Source organism: Candidatus Abyssobacteria bacterium SURF_5, assembly GCA_003598085.1.
Classification (GTDB): Bacteria; Abyssobacteria; SURF-5; order SURF-5; family SURF-5; genus SURF-5.
The window spans coordinates 19,656-37,088 of the sequence record QZKU01000106.1; the positions used below are offsets into that span (position 1 = coordinate 19,656).

Annotated in this window: 21 protein-coding genes and 1 pseudogene; 9 read left to right on the forward strand and 13 right to left on the reverse strand. The window is 54.9% G+C overall.

Annotation, left to right across the window (positions count from 1 at the left end):
• Positions 1 to 18 precede the first annotated feature (18 nt).
• The 3 genes from C4520_15120 (at position 19) to C4520_15130 (ending at position 2,389) form a co-directional block, all read left to right on the forward strand.
• Positions 19 to 477, forward strand: coding sequence for a response regulator (locus C4520_15120; protein RJP18015.1), 459 nt, complete (start codon positions 19 to 21; stop codon positions 475 to 477).
• Positions 478 to 508: 31 nt separating this feature from the next.
• Positions 509 to 1,828: a glucose-1-phosphate adenylyltransferase gene (glgC, locus tag C4520_15125; protein ID RJP18016.1), complete on the forward strand. Its 1,320-nt coding sequence runs from the start codon at positions 509 to 511 to the stop codon at positions 1,826 to 1,828.
• 72 nt (positions 1,829 to 1,900) lie between these two features.
• Positions 1,901 to 2,389, forward strand: a complete 489-nt coding sequence (locus C4520_15130; protein RJP18017.1) for a response regulator — start codon at positions 1,901 to 1,903, stop codon at positions 2,387 to 2,389.
• Positions 2,390 to 2,677: 288 nt separating this feature from the next.
• On the opposite strand, the gene C4520_15135 is transcribed toward C4520_15130, so the two are convergent.
• The 4 genes from C4520_15135 to C4520_15150 form a co-directional block, all read right to left on the reverse strand.
• Positions 2,678 to 3,898 carry an acyl-CoA dehydrogenase gene (locus C4520_15135; GenBank protein ID RJP18018.1) on the reverse strand — a complete coding sequence of 407 codons (1,221 nt, stop codon included), beginning with the start codon at positions 3,896 to 3,898 and terminating at the stop codon, positions 2,678 to 2,680.
• Positions 3,899 to 4,239: 341 nt separating this feature from the next.
• Positions 4,240 to 5,076: an alpha/beta fold hydrolase gene (locus tag C4520_15140; GenBank protein ID RJP18019.1), complete on the reverse strand. Its 837-nt coding sequence runs from the start codon at positions 5,074 to 5,076 to the stop codon at positions 4,240 to 4,242.
• Positions 5,077 to 5,126: 50 nt separating this feature from the next.
• Positions 5,127 to 6,488: an arylsulfatase gene (locus tag C4520_15145; protein RJP18020.1), complete on the reverse strand. Its 1,362-nt coding sequence runs from the start codon at positions 6,486 to 6,488 to the stop codon at positions 5,127 to 5,129.
• 15 nt (positions 6,489 to 6,503) lie between these two features.
• Positions 6,504 to 7,853, reverse strand: coding sequence for an anaerobic sulfatase maturase (locus C4520_15150; GenBank protein ID RJP18021.1), 1,350 nt, complete (start codon positions 7,851 to 7,853; stop codon positions 6,504 to 6,506).
• Positions 7,854 to 8,035: 182 nt separating this feature from the next.
• Between C4520_15150 and C4520_15155 the strand changes: the two genes are divergently transcribed.
• The 6 genes and pseudogenes from C4520_15155 (at position 8,036) to C4520_15180 (ending at position 12,414) form a co-directional block, all read left to right on the forward strand.
• On the forward strand, positions 8,036 to 8,383 hold the full coding sequence (locus tag C4520_15155) for an ArsR family transcriptional regulator (GenBank protein ID RJP18022.1): 348 nt from the start codon (positions 8,036 to 8,038) through the stop codon (positions 8,381 to 8,383).
• A gap of 72 nt (positions 8,384 to 8,455) precedes the next feature.
• Positions 8,456 to 8,842, forward strand: a complete 387-nt coding sequence (locus C4520_15160; protein RJP18023.1) for a hypothetical protein — start codon at positions 8,456 to 8,458, stop codon at positions 8,840 to 8,842.
• Positions 8,843 to 9,939: 1,097 nt separating this feature from the next.
• Positions 9,940 to 10,491, forward strand: coding sequence for a helix-turn-helix domain-containing protein (locus C4520_15165; GenBank protein RJP18024.1), 552 nt, complete (start codon positions 9,940 to 9,942; stop codon positions 10,489 to 10,491).
• 119 nt (positions 10,492 to 10,610) lie between these two features.
• A pseudogene (locus C4520_15170) lies at positions 10,611 to 10,763 on the forward strand (XRE family transcriptional regulator).
• Positions 10,764 to 11,278: 515 nt separating this feature from the next.
• Complete coding sequence (locus C4520_15175; protein ID RJP18025.1) at positions 11,279 to 11,824, forward strand: XRE family transcriptional regulator; 546 nt, start codon at positions 11,279 to 11,281, stop codon at positions 11,822 to 11,824.
• Positions 11,825 to 11,847: 23 nt separating this feature from the next.
• Positions 11,848 to 12,414: a cupin domain-containing protein gene (locus tag C4520_15180; protein ID RJP18026.1), complete on the forward strand. Its 567-nt coding sequence runs from the start codon at positions 11,848 to 11,850 to the stop codon at positions 12,412 to 12,414.
• A gap of 110 nt (positions 12,415 to 12,524) precedes the next feature.
• Here C4520_15180 and C4520_15185 read toward each other — a convergent pair whose 3' ends face one another.
• The 9 genes from C4520_15185 to C4520_15225 all read right to left on the reverse strand — a co-directional run bounded on the left by C4520_15185 (position 12,525) and on the right by C4520_15225 (position 17,229).
• A complete protein-coding gene (locus C4520_15185; protein ID RJP18027.1) occupies positions 12,525 to 13,550 on the reverse strand; it encodes a hypothetical protein in 1,026 nt (341 codons plus the stop codon).
• 44 nt (positions 13,551 to 13,594) lie between these two features.
• A complete protein-coding gene (moeB, locus tag C4520_15190) occupies positions 13,595 to 14,395 on the reverse strand; it encodes a molybdopterin-synthase adenylyltransferase MoeB (protein ID RJP18028.1) in 801 nt (266 codons plus the stop codon).
• Between the two features lie 12 nt (positions 14,396 to 14,407).
• Positions 14,408 to 14,656, reverse strand: a complete 249-nt coding sequence (locus C4520_15195; protein ID RJP18035.1) for a sulfurtransferase TusA family protein — start codon at positions 14,654 to 14,656, stop codon at positions 14,408 to 14,410.
• Positions 14,657 to 14,779: 123 nt separating this feature from the next.
• Positions 14,780 to 15,037 carry a hypothetical protein gene (locus C4520_15200; GenBank protein ID RJP18029.1) on the reverse strand — a complete coding sequence of 86 codons (258 nt, stop codon included), beginning with the start codon at positions 15,035 to 15,037 and terminating at the stop codon, positions 14,780 to 14,782.
• Between the two features lie 6 nt (positions 15,038 to 15,043).
• Complete coding sequence (locus C4520_15205) at positions 15,044 to 15,388, reverse strand: hypothetical protein (protein ID RJP18030.1); 345 nt, start codon at positions 15,386 to 15,388, stop codon at positions 15,044 to 15,046.
• A 3-nt stretch (positions 15,389 to 15,391) separates the two neighbouring features.
• Positions 15,392 to 15,835 (reverse strand): hypothetical protein, encoded by a 444-nt coding sequence (locus tag C4520_15210; protein ID RJP18031.1) that lies wholly within the window; start codon positions 15,833 to 15,835, stop codon positions 15,392 to 15,394.
• Positions 15,700 to 16,146 carry a M67 family peptidase gene (locus C4520_15215; GenBank protein ID RJP18032.1) on the reverse strand — a complete coding sequence of 149 codons (447 nt, stop codon included), beginning with the start codon at positions 16,144 to 16,146 and terminating at the stop codon, positions 15,700 to 15,702. The genes C4520_15210 and C4520_15215 overlap by 136 nt, the downstream gene beginning before the upstream one ends.
• The gene (gene moeB, locus C4520_15220; GenBank protein ID RJP18033.1) at positions 16,124 to 16,948 is read right to left on the reverse strand and encodes a molybdopterin-synthase adenylyltransferase MoeB; all 825 of its coding nucleotides are present in this window, start codon (positions 16,946 to 16,948) and stop codon (positions 16,124 to 16,126) included. The genes C4520_15215 and moeB (C4520_15220) overlap by 23 nt, the downstream gene beginning before the upstream one ends.
• Positions 16,949 to 16,956: 8 nt before the next feature.
• Positions 16,957 to 17,229 (reverse strand): MoaD/ThiS family protein, encoded by a 273-nt coding sequence (locus tag C4520_15225; protein ID RJP18034.1) that lies wholly within the window; start codon positions 17,227 to 17,229, stop codon positions 16,957 to 16,959.
• Between the last annotated feature and the right edge of the window lie 204 nt (positions 17,230 to 17,433).

Sequence of the window (17,433 nt, forward strand, 5' to 3'; positions counted from 1 at the left end):
GCTGAAAAGTACTTCGGTATGTACAGCGAAATAATGTTTTCACCTACTATATCATGCTTTCAGAGGTCTGGTAAAGTTTATCTTGGAATTGCGAAAGGAATCCCGACGATGAAAGCTCTGATTGTTGAGGACAGCGCGGCATTTCGCGAAATGACACGGAACATGTTGATGGCGAGGTTCCCATTCATGCGTATTTCCGATGCGGCAAATGCGGTGGAGGCCCTGAGAGAGCTGGCAAGGGACTGCCCCGATTTCATCCTCATGGACATCAGACTACCCGGAAAAAACGGGCTCGAACTGACAAGGGAAATCAAAGCGCTATATCCCCGTGTCGCTGTCATCATCCTCACCAGTTACGATTTTCCCGAATATCGAGAGGCCGCAAAAAGGTTCGGCGCCGATTACTTTCTTGTAAAAGGCACGGCGAGAACAAATGAAATCCTTTCGTCCATCGATTCCATAGTATCGCCTGAATGAAGATTTCGACTCAATAGGGGGAGGTTCCATCATGAATTCGAGGGAGGTTTTGGGCGTGATTCTTGCCGGCGGCGCTGGACAACGTTTGTACCCTCTGACCAAAGAGCAAGCCAAGCCGGCCGTTGTGTTCGGCGGGACATATCGCCTCATTGATTTCACGTTGAGCAACGCAGTGAACTCGAATATCCGGCACATATTCATCCTCTCTCAGTACAAATCCGATTCGCTGCACCGACATATCCATTCCGGCTGGAATTTATTTGCTTCGGAATTGGACGAATTCATCACGATACTCCCCCCGCAGCAGCGGATCAACGACCAATGGTACTCCGGGACCGCCTCGGCCGTTAGACAAAACCTGTATTCAATCAATGGATTCAGGCCGAAATATGTCCTCATCCTCTCGGCCGATCACGTGTATAAAATGGACTACGCGAAGATGCTCGACTACCACAAGAAAATGGGCGCCGAGATCACGGTCGGCGCCATCGAGGTGCGCCCGGAGGACACCCACCGATTTGGCATTTTGCAGGTGGACGCAGATCAAAGGATCACCGACTTTGTCGAGAAGCCCAAAAATTTGACGGCATGCCGAAACGGAGGTTGTCCCGTGGCCTCCATGGGAATCTACCTGTTTAACATCGACGCGCTGAACGATGTTCTCGCCCGGGATATAAAGGAAGAACTTGAGAACGATTTCGGAAAGGATATCATTCCGTCCGCCCTGCGCACACGCCGCATTCATGCATATCAGTTTATCGATGAAAACAAGAAAAGGGCGAAGTATTGGAGGGACGTGGGGACGATCGACTCCTACTGGGAAGCCAACATGGACCTGGTCGCAGTCGACCCGGAATTCAACCTGTATGATTCGGACTGGCCCATAAGAACGTATCACCCGCAATATCCTCCCGCGAAAACCGTGTTTGCGGGAGGAAAAGATGGAAGGCGTGTCGGACTTGTCCTGGATTCGATTATTTCAAACGGATGCATCATCAGTGGCGGACGCGTGCAAAACTCCGTGCTTTCATTTGGAGTAAGGGTAAACAGCTATGCAGACATCTCCCAGTCGATCTTGATGGAAGGAGTAAGAGTAGGTCGCTCTGCCAAGATCCGGCGTGCAATTATTGGGAAGAATGTCATCATTCCTCCCGGCGCACTGATCGGATATGATTGGGCTGAGGATCGGAAACGGTTTACTGTTTCGGAGAACGGGGTTGTGGTCGTCCCGGAGGAAACGATTATTCGTCCAGCCTCGCTGGCAGCCGAACTGGGAAGGAGTTCGGGCTTGTCACATGTTGTCTCGGCGCCTTTCAAGAAACGGGAAATTGCCTCTATCCTTCCCTCTTAAAGCTTTGCTGCAAATCGAAAAGTGCATCGATCCCGGAAGGGTTCCAAAGAGATATTAATCAGCAGCGCGCGCATGATGACGCATGGGAAAAGACGAGGGATGCCGGTGTCGGCGAAGGGGGAAAAAGTGAGAATTATGGAGGCAGCGCACAGCGTACTTCTTGTGGACGATGACAGGAAGTTTCGCGAAGCAATGAAAAAGACCTTTCAGAACGCCGGTTATGCAGTGACCTCTGCCAATGATGCTCAGAAGGCCCTGGATCTTCTCTCCGAGGATGCTTTTGACCTTATCATTTCCGAGGTGAAAACGCCAAGTCTTGATGGAATGGAACTCATGAGAGAAATCGTTAGAAAAAGAATCAAGGTTTCCGTCATTTTCGTCACGGCCTATGGCGAGGTCGAATCATACTTGGACCTGATGAATATGGGTGCTTTTGAATATCTTCATAAGCCGGTCAATGAACCGGAAATTTTACATCTCGCCAAATCCGCTGTGGAGAGGAGCGGCATTAGCCGGATGGATACCCATGGTTCCATAAAAGGAGCTGCCACTTCTTCATGATGAGCGGATAAAGAATGTCACCAGGCTTATGAAGAAGTCGCGACGAGCCCAGTTAGGGAAAAGAGAGATGCGAATTCGATGAGCTGTTTCTCACGCTCACAGAGCGCATACCAATCGGCGAAAACATCTATCCATTTTCGCTCGAGTTTCAAAAAATCAGGCAGCCAACACGGCCCACCAATAGAATCACCCGAAAGACCACGCGGGGAATGGAGCCTGCCTTCGAAAACCTTGTTGTGTTTCTTTGCGCCTTGTCGATATGGGTCTGCGCTTCTTTGCGCGAATCTGCTACAGCAGCGACGCTCCCTTCAATGCCAGCACGCCGTTTTCGCCGTCCTCGATCATCGAGGCGCGCGCGTCGCGGAACATTTTCTCGATCACGTATTCCTTGCTCAATCCGTTCCCGCCGAAGATCGTGATCGCTTCGCTCGCGACGTGGAAGGCGGTCTCGGTGCACAATACTTTTCCCGCAATCGCATGCTGGAGCGAGCCCGGCGGGTTAAGCACGTTGTAGCGCGACAAGCGCCGCACGTAAGCGCGCGCGGCCTCGCACTTCACGAACATATCGAACAACTTCAGCTTGACGTTCTTGTGCTCGAAGATGGGGACTCCGCCCTGCACGCGCTCCTTGGCGTACTTGAGCGATTCATCGTAGGCCGCCTGCGCAAGTCCAGCAAACAACGCCGCCATCCCGCTGTTGGCGCCGGTGAGAATGCTCTGCCCCATGTAGGTCCCCATGTCCGGGTCCGCTACGAACATGAATTTCTTCGGCAGCCTCACTTCTTCAAAAAAGATTTCGCCCTGATTCAGCGCGCGCTGCCCGATCTTGTTCAGGGGCTTGCCCTTCGTTATCCCCGGCAGATCGAGCGGAACGATCGCGATGCCGGTGCCGCCCATCCCCCTCTTGGAATCCAATCCCAGATGCAGAACGGCATGCGTCGCAATCGTGCCATTGCTCACCCAGGCCGCCTTCTGGCCGTTCAAGATGTATTCGTCGCCCTTGAGAACCGCTTTCACCGATGGCCCGCATTTTGGGTCTTCCGAACCGGCAAGAATCCAGTCCGACCCGTGCTCGGGCTCGGTCAACGCCCAGCAGCCGATCATTTCCGCCTTCGAGTCCTCGCAGTAGTCACGCGCCAACTGCTGCAGTTCCGGCTCCTGCGACATTGCGGCGAACCGAAACGGGAAATTGCTGACGCCGAACGAGATCGCGAGCCCGGGATCGCCATAACCCATCTGCTCCGCGATCAGAACGCCGGTCAGCGGATCACGCTCCCCTTGCAGGCCGCCGAGTTCCTTCGGGATCGACGCCTTGTGCAGCTCCAACTCGCGCACCTTCCGGTAAACGTCCCACAGAACCGAATCCTCGGCGATCACGTCGGCCGGATCGGAAAGCTTGTCCAATTCGATTCCGGCCGGCCGCATGACTTCCATCGCGAACCGCCGCGACATCTCCTGGACCGCCCGCTGCTCCTCGTCAATCCTGTCGTCCAGTTCCAGATAGCCCATTTTCTCAACTCCTTTTTGAGGGTCTCAAGGGCTGCCCCTGTTCCACCATGATCATCCGTCGCGATCAAAAGGGACACGCCCGCCCCGCCGCCCTTGCTGGGTTTACAAGCTGGTCAGGTGCGCCTAATCATATATCGATTCGACCGAAAAAGACAAATCCTTCCACACAAAGAAATCAGCATCGCCAGATGCGGGCTCTTACTTAACTGATGTAAGGGCGGGTTTCAAACCCGCCCCTACGATCCGGGTTATCCGTTAACTGCCGTACGATTCGGATGAGACGCTGTCGTGTGCCGAGGACACATTTGTCCGCAGCTTGCGCCCCTGCAAATGAAATTCTCTCAATAGCTGAGCAAAAACTCCCTGACCAGCCGAACCGTCGCCGCCGGAGCATCCTCCCACAGAAAATGGCCGGCGTCAGGCAACACATGGAGTTCGGAATTCGCAATCTGCTGGTTGAAAAGGTGCGCTGCGGCTGCGGGAATGAATATGTCGTTCTCGCCCCAAATGATCAGCGCCGGACATTTGAGCGCTTGTAGTCTGCCCTCGTACGGCCTGATCTTGTCAAAATCGCCCGAGCGGTACAGCGCCAGCTTCGAGTATCTGCGTTCCTTCGTAGAAAATGTTTTCCAGTATTCAGCCACCGCCTCATCCGAGAGCGAGGCATTCGCCGCTCTCATAACCTCGCGAAAATCATCGAACGTAAGCGCATCCATCCATGCTTCGCCCTCACCATCGGTCCGCCATATCTTCGCGAGAGAATGCCACGCGTCATTACCTACGGGAAAGAAGCCGGTATCGCTTATTATCAGCCGCCGCAGATTTTTCTCGCGATGCGGATGATCGAACAGCCAGCGGAACCCGATGAGTCCGCCCCAGTCGTGCAGCGCGAGGCTGAATGGCCCCAACCCGAGCGCCGCGGCAAAATCCTCGACGAACTGCTCCAAATCCTCCCACGTGCCCGCGCGCGGGCCGAGTTCCGAATGGCCCTGCCCGGGCAAGTCGGGCGCAATCACTGTGCAAATATCTCTCAGACCTTCGCCAACATGACGCCACAGATAGGACGATGTGGGATTGCCGTGCAGGCACAAGAGCGCGTCTCCCGTTTTTTCTCCCCAGATTCGATACGAAACTCTCGCTCCGAGAATCTCGATCGACCGCATGTCAGATAGTGTCATCGCTCGCTCCTTCGCAACCTACTTTCTCATGATCGGGACCGCCAAATCCTTTAGCTGTACGCGTTCTTCGGCGTGTAATCGAGCGGAGCGCCCGGCGGAATGGGCGGCTCTTTCTGCACGCTCTCGTTGAACTGGATGAGCAGCAGCCCCATGTGGAAAGCCACCCACGAATGCAGGTGCGGATAGTTCAGCGGCTTGCGCTCCTTCGGGTCCACGATCAGATTCACCAGGTTCGGATTCGGTATCGGCATCGCCGGGTCGGTGTAGTAGCGCTGCTCCATCAATTTCACCTTGAAGTTCTGCCATTTCGCGCCGTACAGCGTGGGACCGTTCCAGAAGAGGAAGCCTTCGCGGTTCGAATTCTCCTGTTTGCCTTCGAAGAACGCGCGCTGGTCGATGCCGTCGATGATGCGGTCGGACGGTACCTGGCAGCCGGCCCAGTTGAGCAGCGTGGTGAACATATCGGTGATGTGAACGATCTCGTTGCTCTGACCGCCCGCGGGCACCTTCCCCGGATATCGGATCAGGCACGGCGTCCGTAATGAGCCCTCCATGCCGGTGAAATACGAGCCGTCGAAAAAGCCCGCCGTGCCGCGCCAGGGCTCAAGCTCTTCGGGGCCGTTGTCGCCGGAGAATACGATTATGGTGTCATCGGTGATCCCGAGCGCATCCAGGTAATCCAGCAGGTCGCCGAAATCGGAATCGAGTTCGAGCATCGAATCGGCATAATCGTCGTTGCCGGTCTTCCCCTCGAATTCACGCCGCGGGACCGTCGGCAGATGCATCATCGAATGATTGAAATAGAGGAAGAACGGCTTTTGGGCTTCGACGCTCTGCCTCAGGAACGCCTTCGCGCGGCTCATGTATTCGAGGTCGATATCCCGGCGCGCCTCGAGCGTCAGTTGCCGGACCGCCTCGATATCGCCGCCTTTCTTGCCTTCGAGAATATACGACATGGGGTCGCGCCTCGGGTCGTACCACGGGTCGTCCGGCCACAGGCACTCGTCGTAACTGCGCGGAATGCCGTACCACTCGTCGAATCCGTGATCGATCGGCCAGCGCCCCTTTTCGGCGCCGATGTGCCATTTGCCGTAACATGCGGTCGCATAGCCGGCCTCCGAGAGAATATCGCCCATCGTGCGCTCCCAAGCGACTATGCCGGTTCCCGTTCCCGCCAGCGCGACGGTATGCGTGCCGGAGCGGATCGAGTAGCGGCCGGTCATCAGAGCCGAGCGGGTGGGCGTGCATTGGGCCTCGGGCGCAAAATTGAGCAGCTTCAGGCCTTCGGAAGCAAATCGGTCGAGTCGGCGGGTCTCGGCGCCGCGAAGTATGCCGCCGCCGTAGCATCCGAGCTCGCCGAAGCCCAAATTATCACACAAGACGTAAACAATGTTGGGGCGCATTTGATCCATTCTCTCTCCTCTCCTCTATTCTCTCCCGTGGCACCGCTTGAATTTGAGGCCGCTCCCGCACGGACAGGGGTCGTTTCTGCCGGGCGCCGCAACTTTGATGTTTGCGCCCCCCTTTTCATATTGCAGAAGCTGAACGATCTCCGACGCCGGCCGGCGCCGGCGCAGAAGTTCCGCCATGATCTGCATCGGGCGATCAACATGCGCGAAGAACGATTTCAGGCCGGAGCAAAGATAATTCAACCCCGGCTCTCCGTTTGCTGTTTCAGAAAACCTGTTCTTTGGACATTCGCCGTGGCAGGCGAACAAAACATCGCACTCGCGGCATTGCTTCGGGAGCTTATCACGCTTACTTCGTCCAAATTCCCTCTGCTTTTCACAAACGGCGAGTTCAATGAGAGGCGTCTCCATGATGTTGCCGAGGTAGGACGCAGGTTCGACAAAATGATCGCATGAGTAAAGGTCGCCGCCATGTTCGAGCGCCATCGCAAACCCGCACTCCGGCGCCGTCGTGCACATCGCCGGCGGTGCTCCGACCCACGACGCCAGGGCCGCATCGAAATGGTTCACGAAAATTCTGCCCACGTCGCGCCTGACCCATTCATCGAAAATGGAACTCAGAAACCGGCCATATTGCTGAGGTTTCACCGATTCGGCGGTCACCGAATTTCCCGTTACGGCCGCAGAAGATCGAGACGAGTCAAGGCAGCCTTGCCCAGGGATTGAGCCGCCGCGGCGCATTTCCTCGCGCCGGTCGCGCTCGACAATCGGGATAAACTGGATGAACTGAATCCCGGCATTATCCCTCAAGAAGCGGTACACCTCGAGCGGGTGGTCCGCGTTTGCCGCGTTGACCGTGGTCAGGACGTTAACATCAACCTGATGCTGCTTCAGCAGCCCGAGAGCGCGCATCACTTTCTCGAATACCGATCGGCCGGCCTTATCCCTTCGGTAAGCGTCATGCATCTCCTTCGGACCGTCAAGGCTCAGGCCGACAAGAAACTTGTGCTCGCGCAGAAATTCACACCAGCGGTCGTCAAGCAAGATGCCGTTCGTCTGGATAGTGTTCTGGACGAATTGGCCCGGCTTCAGATATTTCCGCTCATATTCAATGGACTTATGGAAGAAATCGAGCCCCATCAGCGTTGGCTCGCCGCCTTGCCAGGCAACTGTCACCTGCGGGCTCTGATGCGCCTCGAGAACCTGCCGGATATATGCCTCGAGAACGTCTTCCGGCATCCGAAAACTGCTGCCGGCATACAAGTTCTGCTTCTGAAGATAAAAGCAGTAGGCGCATTGCAGATTACAGGCGGCGCCGCTTGGCTTCGCCATCACGTGAATGGCAGGAGGACGAGTCTGTGAGGTCATTGGATCTTCTTAACCTGTTTCCGGGAGAACACCCATGACTATATCATATTGAATACGCTTTCTGAAACCGAGCGAAGCATGACAGATTTTTTTGAATTCGCTGAAAATGGTATTGACAGGAGTTCGATTGGGTGCTATAATTTCGGCAAATGGCGATATAGCGAAATAAGGCATCTCCCCCGATGAAACAGGATGAACTCGTCAAAATCTTCAAGGCGCTCGGGAACGAGAACCGCCTGAAACTGCTCGAGGCAATCAGAAAATACCAGTCCCGGTACGCCTGCTGCCCGAAAGACTTCGAATCGATCGAGCTCAAACCCGGCTCGATTTGCTGCGTCGATGAAATTACCGGCCAATTCGATATGGCGCAGTCAACGATATCCCAGCACTTGAAAGAGCTGCACAATGCCGGTCTCCTCGAACGAAACAAGCGGGCCCAGTGGGTTTATTACACGATCAATCAGAAGAAGCTCGAGGAGCTGGCTGACTATTTGAATGCTCTTGTTGTTGATCTGGCTCGGAAGGCGTAAATTTTTTTCGCGAGATATTTCGTTACATTTCGATATTACGAAGTAGTGAGGCCTCGGTGCCTCGAAATCAGGATGCCACACAAAATAAAGGAGGATACTATGACAAGCGATGGATGCGGGTGCGCAGGAACGGTCGCAAATGTCCAACCCGAGAGTGGCGGAAAACAGAAGGCGGAAAAGGAGCGGCTGGTCGATCACAAGGTCACACTGCTGATCGCCGCCGGTGCGGCGATGGCGGCTAATTGCGAGCCGTGCCTCAATAAGATCGTGCCCGATCTGATCGAGGCGGGCGTCCATGAGGCTGATATTCGCAGGGCGGTGGAGATCGGGCAGTTCGTAAAGGATAAGCCCGCCGAACACATGAAGGAGGTGGCCGACATCCTGACCGGGACGCGCATGTTCAAACACGCAGCGGCCGATGAGGGTTGTCCAGCGGACAAAATGAAGACGGCAGGTTGAATGCGGCAGGTTGAATGCGCCAGGCTGGAACATCGGGCAAGCACCTTTGGGAGTCAAGCCCCATACAATTTTAAAGGCGCCATTTCGTAAATATGGTTTGTCCCTTTCGAATCACAATTCCGGGAGTCAATGACTATCTCCCAGAATTATTCCAGCTTGTCCCGCAACATACGTGTAGGGGCGGGTTTGAAACCCGCCCCTATCGGCGACCAGTTGAAGACATCCTCACTACGATTCGTCAGAATTGCAGTTCCAAGATTCTTGCCTCGAGGAGACGTGTCATGGTGTTACCTGCCGCGGGCAGTCTCTAATTTCAGTTGCTTATGACGTGGCGAAAGTCCGAAGACGAAGAAGTGATTAGATCTGCGGAGTGCGTGGATCAAAATCCTCGGCCCGAGTCTTTGCCATTGGGGATCTGAGACGACTGAAAGTCCCCCTGTATCTTTCCCCATGGTGAACAACCGAGATTAATTTCTTCAATACTTCTTATACCCCTCTTTGCATGCCGCGGGCGGCCTCTTAAAAACGCCTGAAAAGTTTTTTATCGCCCGAAGCCGTGACCGCCATGCCGCCGGAATCTGAAAAGGCGAGCGTCCTCCTTTGCCGCTTGCTTACCTGTCTCCCCTGCAGCAAGTCGAAGGCTAAGTTCAATAAGCTCAAATAGTTTTAAGGAAACATCAGCCGGATTTCAGCGGGTTTTATTGTGTTGAAAATATTCGCGTCTCAAAATCCCGCGTGGTTCCGCCTTTTTTCTACGCAGATGCAACTTTTAGTTGACAAAAGATTTTTTCTATGCTAGGATTACTGAAGACCAAGTTGCGTGGTTATGATGCTTATTTTCAGTGAATGAATGCGCTGGGAGCCGCTGCACGCTGTGAAGCGGGTTCATATTTGTTCATCTCGAAAACACCTATGCCGGTAGAAGAAGACGCTCCCTAACCCATTCCCAGTTCGTACGATCTGAGCGTTTCACGGCATTCACGCCGTCTCCGTCACTGAATTTCAGCCGCGCCGGAAATTGTGCAGGATACGTAGAGGTGCTTTCCGCTTATGGGTTCAAGCGGAGGTAATAAACAGAAACCAAAAGGGAGAAGGAAATGGAAGTAAACATCGGAGAACGTCTGAAGAAAGTGCGGCTTGAAAAGGGATACACCCTAAAAGATGTAGCCGCCAAGTCAGGGTACTCAAAGGCCCTTATTTCCCGCATCGAGAACGGGAACGTGTCACCATCAATCAATTCCCTCCTGAAGATCGCATCAGCGCTTGAAGTGAAACCTCATGACCTGTTCTTACCGGCAAAAGATGCCGAGCCTACAGTGGTTCATAAGGCGGAACGCAAGAAAGTGAAGATGAATGGAGGAAAGGCGGAGGTCGAATTCCTGACGGTCCAGAGCGGCGACAAGAAAATTGAGCCGCTGCTGATCACAGTCGAGCGAGGCGCGTCCACCGGCGGCGAACTCGGCGGTCACAACGGCGAAATCTGGACGATGCAACTGAAGGGACGGATGGAGCTTGTGCTTGGTGAGAAGAAGCACACGCTTGAAGAAGGCGACTGCGCTTACTTCAAGAGTTCGGTTCCGCACAGCTTCAAGAACGTCGGAAAGAGCAAGTCGGTGGCTTTCTGTGTTATCACCCCTCCGCGCAATTAGCTAAAATCAGGCGCGCGTGCAAGCATGAGCTGGAGCGGCGGCGTTTGGGGAGGAAACGCGGCATAGCGATGCGGATTCGAAAGCGTGCGACGCAGTTGAGATAACATGAGGAGGAGACCATGACACTGGGCGAGAAGTTGAAGAAGCTGCGTCTCGAAAAGAAGATGACCCTTCAGGATGTGGCGGATCAGACCGGTTACTCGAAGGCCCTCATCTCGCGCATCGAAAACGATTCCGTTTCGCCGTCGGTCGGTTCGCTCATGAAGGTGTCGGCCGCTTTGCAGATCAAACTGCATGAGCTGTTCGCCTCGATCGAGGGCAGCAAGATCTCGGTCGTCAAGAAGGGAGGCCGCGAATCCTTCCTTACCCGTGACGGAATCAAAATCGAAAATCTCTGCTTCCTCTCGGGCGGGCGCAAGATGGACGCCGTGATCAAGACGTTCGATTCCGGCGCCGCAACGGAGCGTGTAGCTGAAGAAAAAGCAGCCGAGGAGTGGTGGTATGTGTTGAAGGGCAAATTGGCGGTTTCCTTCGACGAGCGAACGGCGCAATTGAACGAAGGAGACAGCTTGTACGTCGTTTCGGCAAACATACGCAAATGGCGCAATCCCGGAAAGGGAAAAACATCGGCTCTCGTGGTGACGACGCCGCCGCTGAGCTGAGTGGACACATGGAGGTGGTGAGACAGGCGCCGAAGCAACACCGACATTACGGGCGGCGATAGAGACAGTGGAAGCACGACCAGATCGCGGCAGTTCATGTTCGAGTCCAAGCGGAGAACGATCAGATGCAGAAGCTGGGGGATTTCCTCAAGCAAGCCCGCCTCTCACGAGAAATGACTCTGGAGGAGTTATCTGAAAAGTGCGGGTATTCAAAGGCCCTTATCTCGAGGGTTGAAAATAACAATGTTTCGCCTTCGATCACGTCGCTGGCGCAAATGGCGGCCGCCCTGGAGTTGAAGCTCTATGACGTATTCGCCTCATGCGATGGTGACGAGCCGGTTATTGTGAGGAAGGACGAACGGAGAAGGTTCTCGCAAATGGATGGCAGGCAGGATATAGAATTCCTTACGAATGGTGCATACGCGAAGAAGATGCAGCCTCTTTTGATCTCCTTGAACAACGGACTGAATGACAACACATGCACCGGACATAAGGGAGAAGAATTCCTTCACATCCTGCAGGGAAAGGCCGAGGTTGTCGTCAATGGCGCGCGCTTCATTCTCGGCGCTGGTGACAGCATCCATTTCAGGTCGTCGTCCCCTCATTGTTATAGGGGGATTGGAAAAGGTAAAACCATTTCGCTCAAGGTCGTCAGTCCCCCATTTTACTGACATGGTTTCTACATGGTTTCAGCATGCAAAAGGAGAAACAAGGTAACATGAACATTGGAAAAGAACTCAAACGCATCAGGGTTTCGCAGGGGATGACGCTTGAGGAACTGTCGAACAAGTGCGGTTACTCAAAAGCGCTGATCTCGCGCGTCGAAACCGGATCCGTATCGCCCTCTCTCACATCCCTGATGAAGATGGTAACCTCGCTGGGATTGCAGTTGCACGATCTGTTCACCTCAATCGAGCAAAGTCAGGCCTCGGTGGTTCGAAAGGGCGAAGGCCGGAAATTCTACACCGAAAGCGAGTCCGCCACCGAATATCTGGCTAACAACATCGCCAATAAAAAGATGGAGCCGCTGAAAATAACGGCGCCGTCCGACTATTCCTCCGGCGACGAGCCGATTTCGCACTACGGCGAACAGTTCCTGTTCGTGCTCGACGGGAAGATCGAGATTACGACCGGCGAACAAACGCACAAGCTGAGCGCGGGCGACAGCGTCTATCTCGCAGCGGGGACCCCGTATTCCTGGCGCAACAGCGGCAAGGAAACCGCGGAAGTTATCAGCGTTATCACGCCGCCGCAAATTTAGCGTCGAACTCGATCTGGAATTCAAGACCACATCGAGCATTGGTTTGAAGAAAAAAACCCGATCCGATATCCTGCGGGCGCGGGGATCGGATCGGGATTTTCTTTTCGCTTCTACTCAATCCGCCATGGCGACAGCCGTTCGTCGCTGATCGGCTGCACCTCGAGCAGTTCTTCCTCCCCATTCATCCGGCTGCGGATTACGAGACTGGCTTCATTCCGTCCTTTGCTGTAACGCGCTGTGATTGAGGCCGCCACCAGCTTGGATTCTCCCGATATGTCTGCGGGCGCCAGCGTCACCGGCCCCAGGCCGTCGACAACCTGCATCTGCAGGAGACGTTGTCCCAGGCGCTCGAGCTTTTCGTTTTCCTTTTCATCGCGGCCGACGATTATCTTTGAGCCATCCGCCAAACGGAAATGCCGGCCATACTTCAAAAGCCGCATGTCGGCGAACGTGGCATCAGGCTTGTGCTCCAGCAGCTCACGCAATTTCCGCCCGTATATCTTGTCCGCCAGAAGACAGCCGCCCGCAGGGCAGGCGTAGTCATGGATTCCCTTCTCCGCCGCCAGCCGAATCTGTGGTTTGCGGCTTCTGCCCCTGATAGAAAGCATCTTCTCGCGGTCGATAAGCCCTTCTTGCTCCGGCTTGCTTGGCGGCAACAGCTTCGCGCAGAGCGGGCGAACCACCAGCCCATCTAAACCGCTCTCGCGCTCGATCGTTCTGATGGCATGCATATGCTGCGACATCGGTCTCTGGCCGAGCACTTCGCCCGTCACAATGAAATCCGCGCCGGTTCTTTCCATGTATTCTTTTGCTTTGCGAAACATGAAAATACGGCAATCGATGCAGGGATTCATGCTCGAGCCCCAGCCGTGCGGGGGATGCTTGATGATGTCCAGATAGTCGTCGGTCACGCTGAACACCGAGAGCTTCAGGCCGAGCGCCTCACTCATGCGGCGCGCCTCGCTGCCGCACCCTTCGCGCCTGCGCTCGCTCGTGCACTGGCAGAAAATCGTCTTGAAATTGACCGCCTCGACTTCGACCCCCATATCAAGGAGGATACTGACCGCCAAAGTGCTGTCCAGCCCCCCTGAAAGAAGGGCTATCGCTCTTGGTTTTCTCCTGGTTTCTTTTTCCATGTCCTCTTATTCCGTTCCCTCCGGAGTATGCGGAGCCTGCGTGCTCAGGTTTCACATTCCAGCGGGTATTCAATCAGCTCTTTGATTGTGGGGCTATCGCCGCACAGGGGGCATCTTGGATTGCGCCTGAAAGCAACTTCCCTGAACGTCCCCGACAGCGCTTCGTAAATGATCAGCCTTCCGTTCAACGGCTTTCCTATATTCAGAATCAGCTTGATCGCCTCGGTCGCCTGCAGAATGCCCAAGACCCCGGCGACCGCCCCCAGTATGCCGGCCTCCTGACAACTCGGAACCGCGCCGACGGGCGGCGGCTCGGGAAAAAGACAGCGGTAACACGGGCCTTTCGCCGGCAGGATTGTCATTACCTGCCCGAGAAACTGAAGCACCCCCGCCTCGACCAGCGGTTTTTCCCGGAGGTAACATGCGTCGTGGAGCAGATAGCGCGAAGCGAAATTATCGACACCGTCTACTATGACATCGTACGACTCGATCGTCTTTTCGACGTTCGATCTGGCGAGCCGCAGGGAGTGCCGCTCAACCTCGACACCCGGGTTCAGCGAGTAAAGCTTATCGGCCGCAGAATCAACCTTCGGCCTGCCGATATCGGACGTCCGATGCAGGATCTGGCGCTGCAAGTTGCTGATCTCGACCACGTCGCTGTCAACTATTCCCAGCACACCGACGCCTGCCGCCGCAAGATAATATGCGGCCGGCGAGCCTAGTCCGCCCGTTCCCACCAGAAGCACCCGCGCATTCCGAAGCTTCTTCTGGCCGACTCCCCCGATTTCCTTCAAAACGATGTGGCGGCTGTAGCGTTTTATTTCCTGTTCGCTCAGTTCGCTCATCTCTTCACGTACCTATGCATTTGCTTTCAGAATCAGGATTTGCCAGTCGGAATCGTTCACCTTGCTGACGCCAAGAATTTCGTTGCCCTCGTTTTCCATGCTTCTCGGCACGTTCCTTGTCGCCGGTTCATAATCCACGATCACCCGCAGGATCTGGCCCGGTCTCATTTCCTCGATCGCCAGCTTCGACCTGACGAAAGTGTACGGGCATATCTCACCCTTCAGATTCAGTTCCTTATCCGGAGTATGCTCAGTGCCCACAACAATGATCCTCCACACCGTTTTTCATTATAGCAGAATTTTCGCCGGGTCATCCGGCTTTCAGAGACGCCCGAAAAGGATAATTGCCGGAATGAGGAATGCTCGAGACGGAACTGACGCGAACTACCAGGTTATCACGCGGTCGTACTCGAAAATCATGTCGGCGATGCGGTCATAATCGACAAGCTCGTGATCGGTTTGCACGCCGCGCGCCTGCACGTCTTCAGAACAGGCGTAGGTCTTCAGGCCAAATGAATCGGCATACACGCCGTCCTGTATCATGAGAAGCGCCTGCTCGACTCCATCGAGCCGATTGATCGCCTCGACAAGCCGAAGCGCCAGCCCGTCATCGTGATTCCTGATTATGTGCAGCACTTTCATATTTTCTCAGTACCGGATAACCGAATCGCTTTCGAGCAACATGCGGGCGGCATCATCCCGCGATATGAGCTCCACCGCAACGGAAACGTCTCCTCGATATCTCTCGGTAATTGATTCCCGCTCCGCAAAGAGCCGGTGGCCGAGCTGGCGCAGCGTCTCGATGTGGCGTATGTATTCCGCCATGCCCAATCTCCCGGGCTCGGTCTTGAGGAGCGAATAGACGCCGTCGCCGATAAAAAGAACCTGTACCGAGTCGCCGCACAGGGTCAAGCCCACCCCCATCCGGAGGGCTTCCGTCGCGCGCACGGTTTTCAGCGGTGATTGTGAAATGAGAATCGTGGTGGTCTTCATGGCTCAGCAGAAAGCGATTACTCTATCAGAATCGCGGATATTACATGCGAAATCGTACTGGCTCCCCAGCATGACGCCGTTCGTTTCGTCCTGAAAGCGCTCGTTCAAGTTCTGCTGGCAAAGGCAGATGTTGGCGCCTTTGTCGAGCAGCGAAAGGAACGGGACGTGGTTGACGTTGAGGACGCCGTCGCACATCAGAAAAATGCGCACCTCGATCCCGCGTCGCAGAGCGGCTTCGGCGACCCTGATGACGCTATGCGTATTGGCGTGCTCGGGACTCGTCGTCAAAAGGATTCCCAACCTCTTTGCGGTCATACCGGCTGATCCTCCCTCAAGCTCAGCGCCTGCTCCAGAAACGAACCGTTCTCCTGGGGCATGATCCACGACTGCGCCGAGACCGCCCGCGCCTTTTCGACCGATACGATCAGGTACGAATAGCCCGGCCATGCGGCATGCTCGGTATCATATTGAGATGGCGTGCTCGGATAGTCGGGATGAGAATGATAGAAACCAATCACATCTTCCGCTTTGCCGCGGGTGGATTTAATCACCTCGATGAGTTTCCTCTCGTCCACCAGGTAGCGATCATGCCGCCGCTCGGTGCTTACGTTCTTTGCGCGATGAGCTTTAGTTACAATGCGCTCGTCGCCGTTGTCGAACCCGACAAGGATGCCGCAGCATTCGTCCGGATACTCATCGAGAGCATGCCGGTAAATGTCATCGAGGATTTTGCGCTCAATCATCAACATGATCGCCATTCCCGCTCAACCCGCAAAATTCGTCGTAGTCGATCAGTTCCTTGATCGTGGCGTTCTTCCCGCAAACCGGACACTGCGGGTCCTTGCGCAGCTTGAACTCGCGGAATTTCATGCCGAGCGCATCAAACTGCAGCAGTCGCCCCACCAGCGGTTTCCCGACCCCGAGAATAAGCTTTTGCGTCTCGACCGCCTGTAGAGTTCCGATGATGCCCGGCAGCACCCCCAATACACCCGCCTCCTGACAACTCGGAACCATGCCCGGAGGAGGCGGCTGCGGGTATTGACAGCGATAGCACGGCCCCTGGGCGGCATCGAAAACGGTGACATGCCCCTCAAATAACAGCACACTGCCGTGCACGTTCTTCTTCCCGAGGAGCACGCAGGCGTCGTTGATCAGATAACGCGTCGCAAAGTTGTCGCAGCCGTCGATAATGATGTCGTACTCCCTGAACAGGTCCAAGGCGTTTTGTGAAGTCAGCCGCTCCTTGTAAGCCCTCACGCGAACATCCGGATTCAGCGCCTCAATCGTCCTTCGAGCCGATTGCACTTTCGGCAGGTCCAAATCCTGCACCGTGTGCAGAATCTGCCTCTGAAGATTGCTCAGATCGACTGTATCGAAGTCAAGAACCCCGAGTTCGCCTACGCCCGCGGCGGCAAGATACAGCGCGCACGGCGATCCCAGCCCGCCGGCGCCGATGATAAGCACTTTCGATTCGAGCAGTTTCTTCTGCCCTTTTCCGCCGACTTCCTTCAATATGATGTGGCGGCTATAGCGCTTGATCTGTTCGTCGGTTAGGTTCATCTTCCCCTCTACCGCCCTCCCGCAATGGCGGGAACTATCGAAAGCTCGTCCTCCTCATTCACCGGCGTATCAAGACTCTGTAGAAAGCGGATGTCCTCATCGTTTACATAAATATTGACGAACCGGCGAAGGCCCCCGTTCTCCAGCAGCCGGTGCTTCATCCCCGAATAGCTGCGGTCCAGGTCCTCGATAATCTCAGCCACCGTCGCGCCGGCGGCCGTCACTTCCTCCGCTCCGCCGCTGAACCTTCTCAAAGGTACTGGAATACGAACTACTGCCATAACCAACTCCTCCTACCCAAAATTCGAGAACACAATACTGATTTCACTCTGACGAACATGAATTTCGATTTATCAGCGGAAATCGCCGAACCGCGGATCTCCTTCTAACTCATTTTCGACAGTTTGAAAAATTAAGCTATTTTGTATCAAGAACTTACAGAGACAGAAAAAGCTCTAGGCACTACATTTTCTCTGGCTCTCTCT

Excerpts from the sequence above, each read along its gene's own strand:
- C4520_15120 (RJP18015.1), top strand. The coding sequence starts at position 19 with ATGTACAGCGAAATAATGTTTTCACCTACTATATCATGCTTTCAGAGG.
- glgC (RJP18016.1), top strand. The coding sequence starts at position 509 with ATGAATTCGAGGGAGGTTTTGGGCGTGATTCTTGCCGGCGGCGCTGGA.
- C4520_15130 (RJP18017.1), top strand. The coding sequence starts at position 1,901 with ATGATGACGCATGGGAAAAGACGAGGGATGCCGGTGTCGGCGAAGGGG.
- C4520_15135 (RJP18018.1), bottom strand. The coding sequence starts at position 3,898 with ATGGGCTATCTGGAACTGGACGACAGGATTGACGAGGAGCAGCGGGCG.
- C4520_15140 (RJP18019.1), bottom strand. The coding sequence starts at position 5,076 with ATGACACTATCTGACATGCGGTCGATCGAGATTCTCGGAGCGAGAGTT.
- C4520_15145 (RJP18020.1), bottom strand. The coding sequence starts at position 6,488 with ATGGATCAAATGCGCCCCAACATTGTTTACGTCTTGTGTGATAATTTG.
- C4520_15150 (RJP18021.1), bottom strand. The coding sequence starts at position 7,853 with ATGACCTCACAGACTCGTCCTCCTGCCATTCACGTGATGGCGAAGCCA.
- C4520_15155 (RJP18022.1), top strand. The coding sequence starts at position 8,036 with ATGAAACAGGATGAACTCGTCAAAATCTTCAAGGCGCTCGGGAACGAG.
- C4520_15160 (RJP18023.1), top strand. The coding sequence starts at position 8,456 with ATGCCACACAAAATAAAGGAGGATACTATGACAAGCGATGGATGCGGG.
- C4520_15165 (RJP18024.1), top strand. The coding sequence starts at position 9,940 with ATGGAAGTAAACATCGGAGAACGTCTGAAGAAAGTGCGGCTTGAAAAG.
- C4520_15175 (RJP18025.1), top strand. The coding sequence starts at position 11,279 with ATGCAGAAGCTGGGGGATTTCCTCAAGCAAGCCCGCCTCTCACGAGAA.
- C4520_15180 (RJP18026.1), top strand. The coding sequence starts at position 11,848 with ATGCAAAAGGAGAAACAAGGTAACATGAACATTGGAAAAGAACTCAAA.
- C4520_15185 (RJP18027.1), bottom strand. The coding sequence starts at position 13,550 with ATGGAAAAAGAAACCAGGAGAAAACCAAGAGCGATAGCCCTTCTTTCA.
- moeB (RJP18028.1), bottom strand. The coding sequence starts at position 14,395 with ATGAGCGAACTGAGCGAACAGGAAATAAAACGCTACAGCCGCCACATC.
- C4520_15200 (RJP18029.1), bottom strand. The coding sequence starts at position 15,037 with ATGAAAGTGCTGCACATAATCAGGAATCACGATGACGGGCTGGCGCTT.
- C4520_15205 (RJP18030.1), bottom strand. The coding sequence starts at position 15,388 with ATGAAGACCACCACGATTCTCATTTCACAATCACCGCTGAAAACCGTG.
- C4520_15210 (RJP18031.1), bottom strand. The coding sequence starts at position 15,835 with ATGGCCGGGCTATTCGTACCTGATCGTATCGGTCGAAAAGGCGCGGGC.
- C4520_15215 (RJP18032.1), bottom strand. The coding sequence starts at position 16,146 with ATGGCGATCATGTTGATGATTGAGCGCAAAATCCTCGATGACATTTAC.
- moeB (RJP18033.1), bottom strand. The coding sequence starts at position 16,948 with ATGAACCTAACCGACGAACAGATCAAGCGCTATAGCCGCCACATCATA.
- C4520_15225 (RJP18034.1), bottom strand. The coding sequence starts at position 17,229 with ATGGCAGTAGTTCGTATTCCAGTACCTTTGAGAAGGTTCAGCGGCGGA.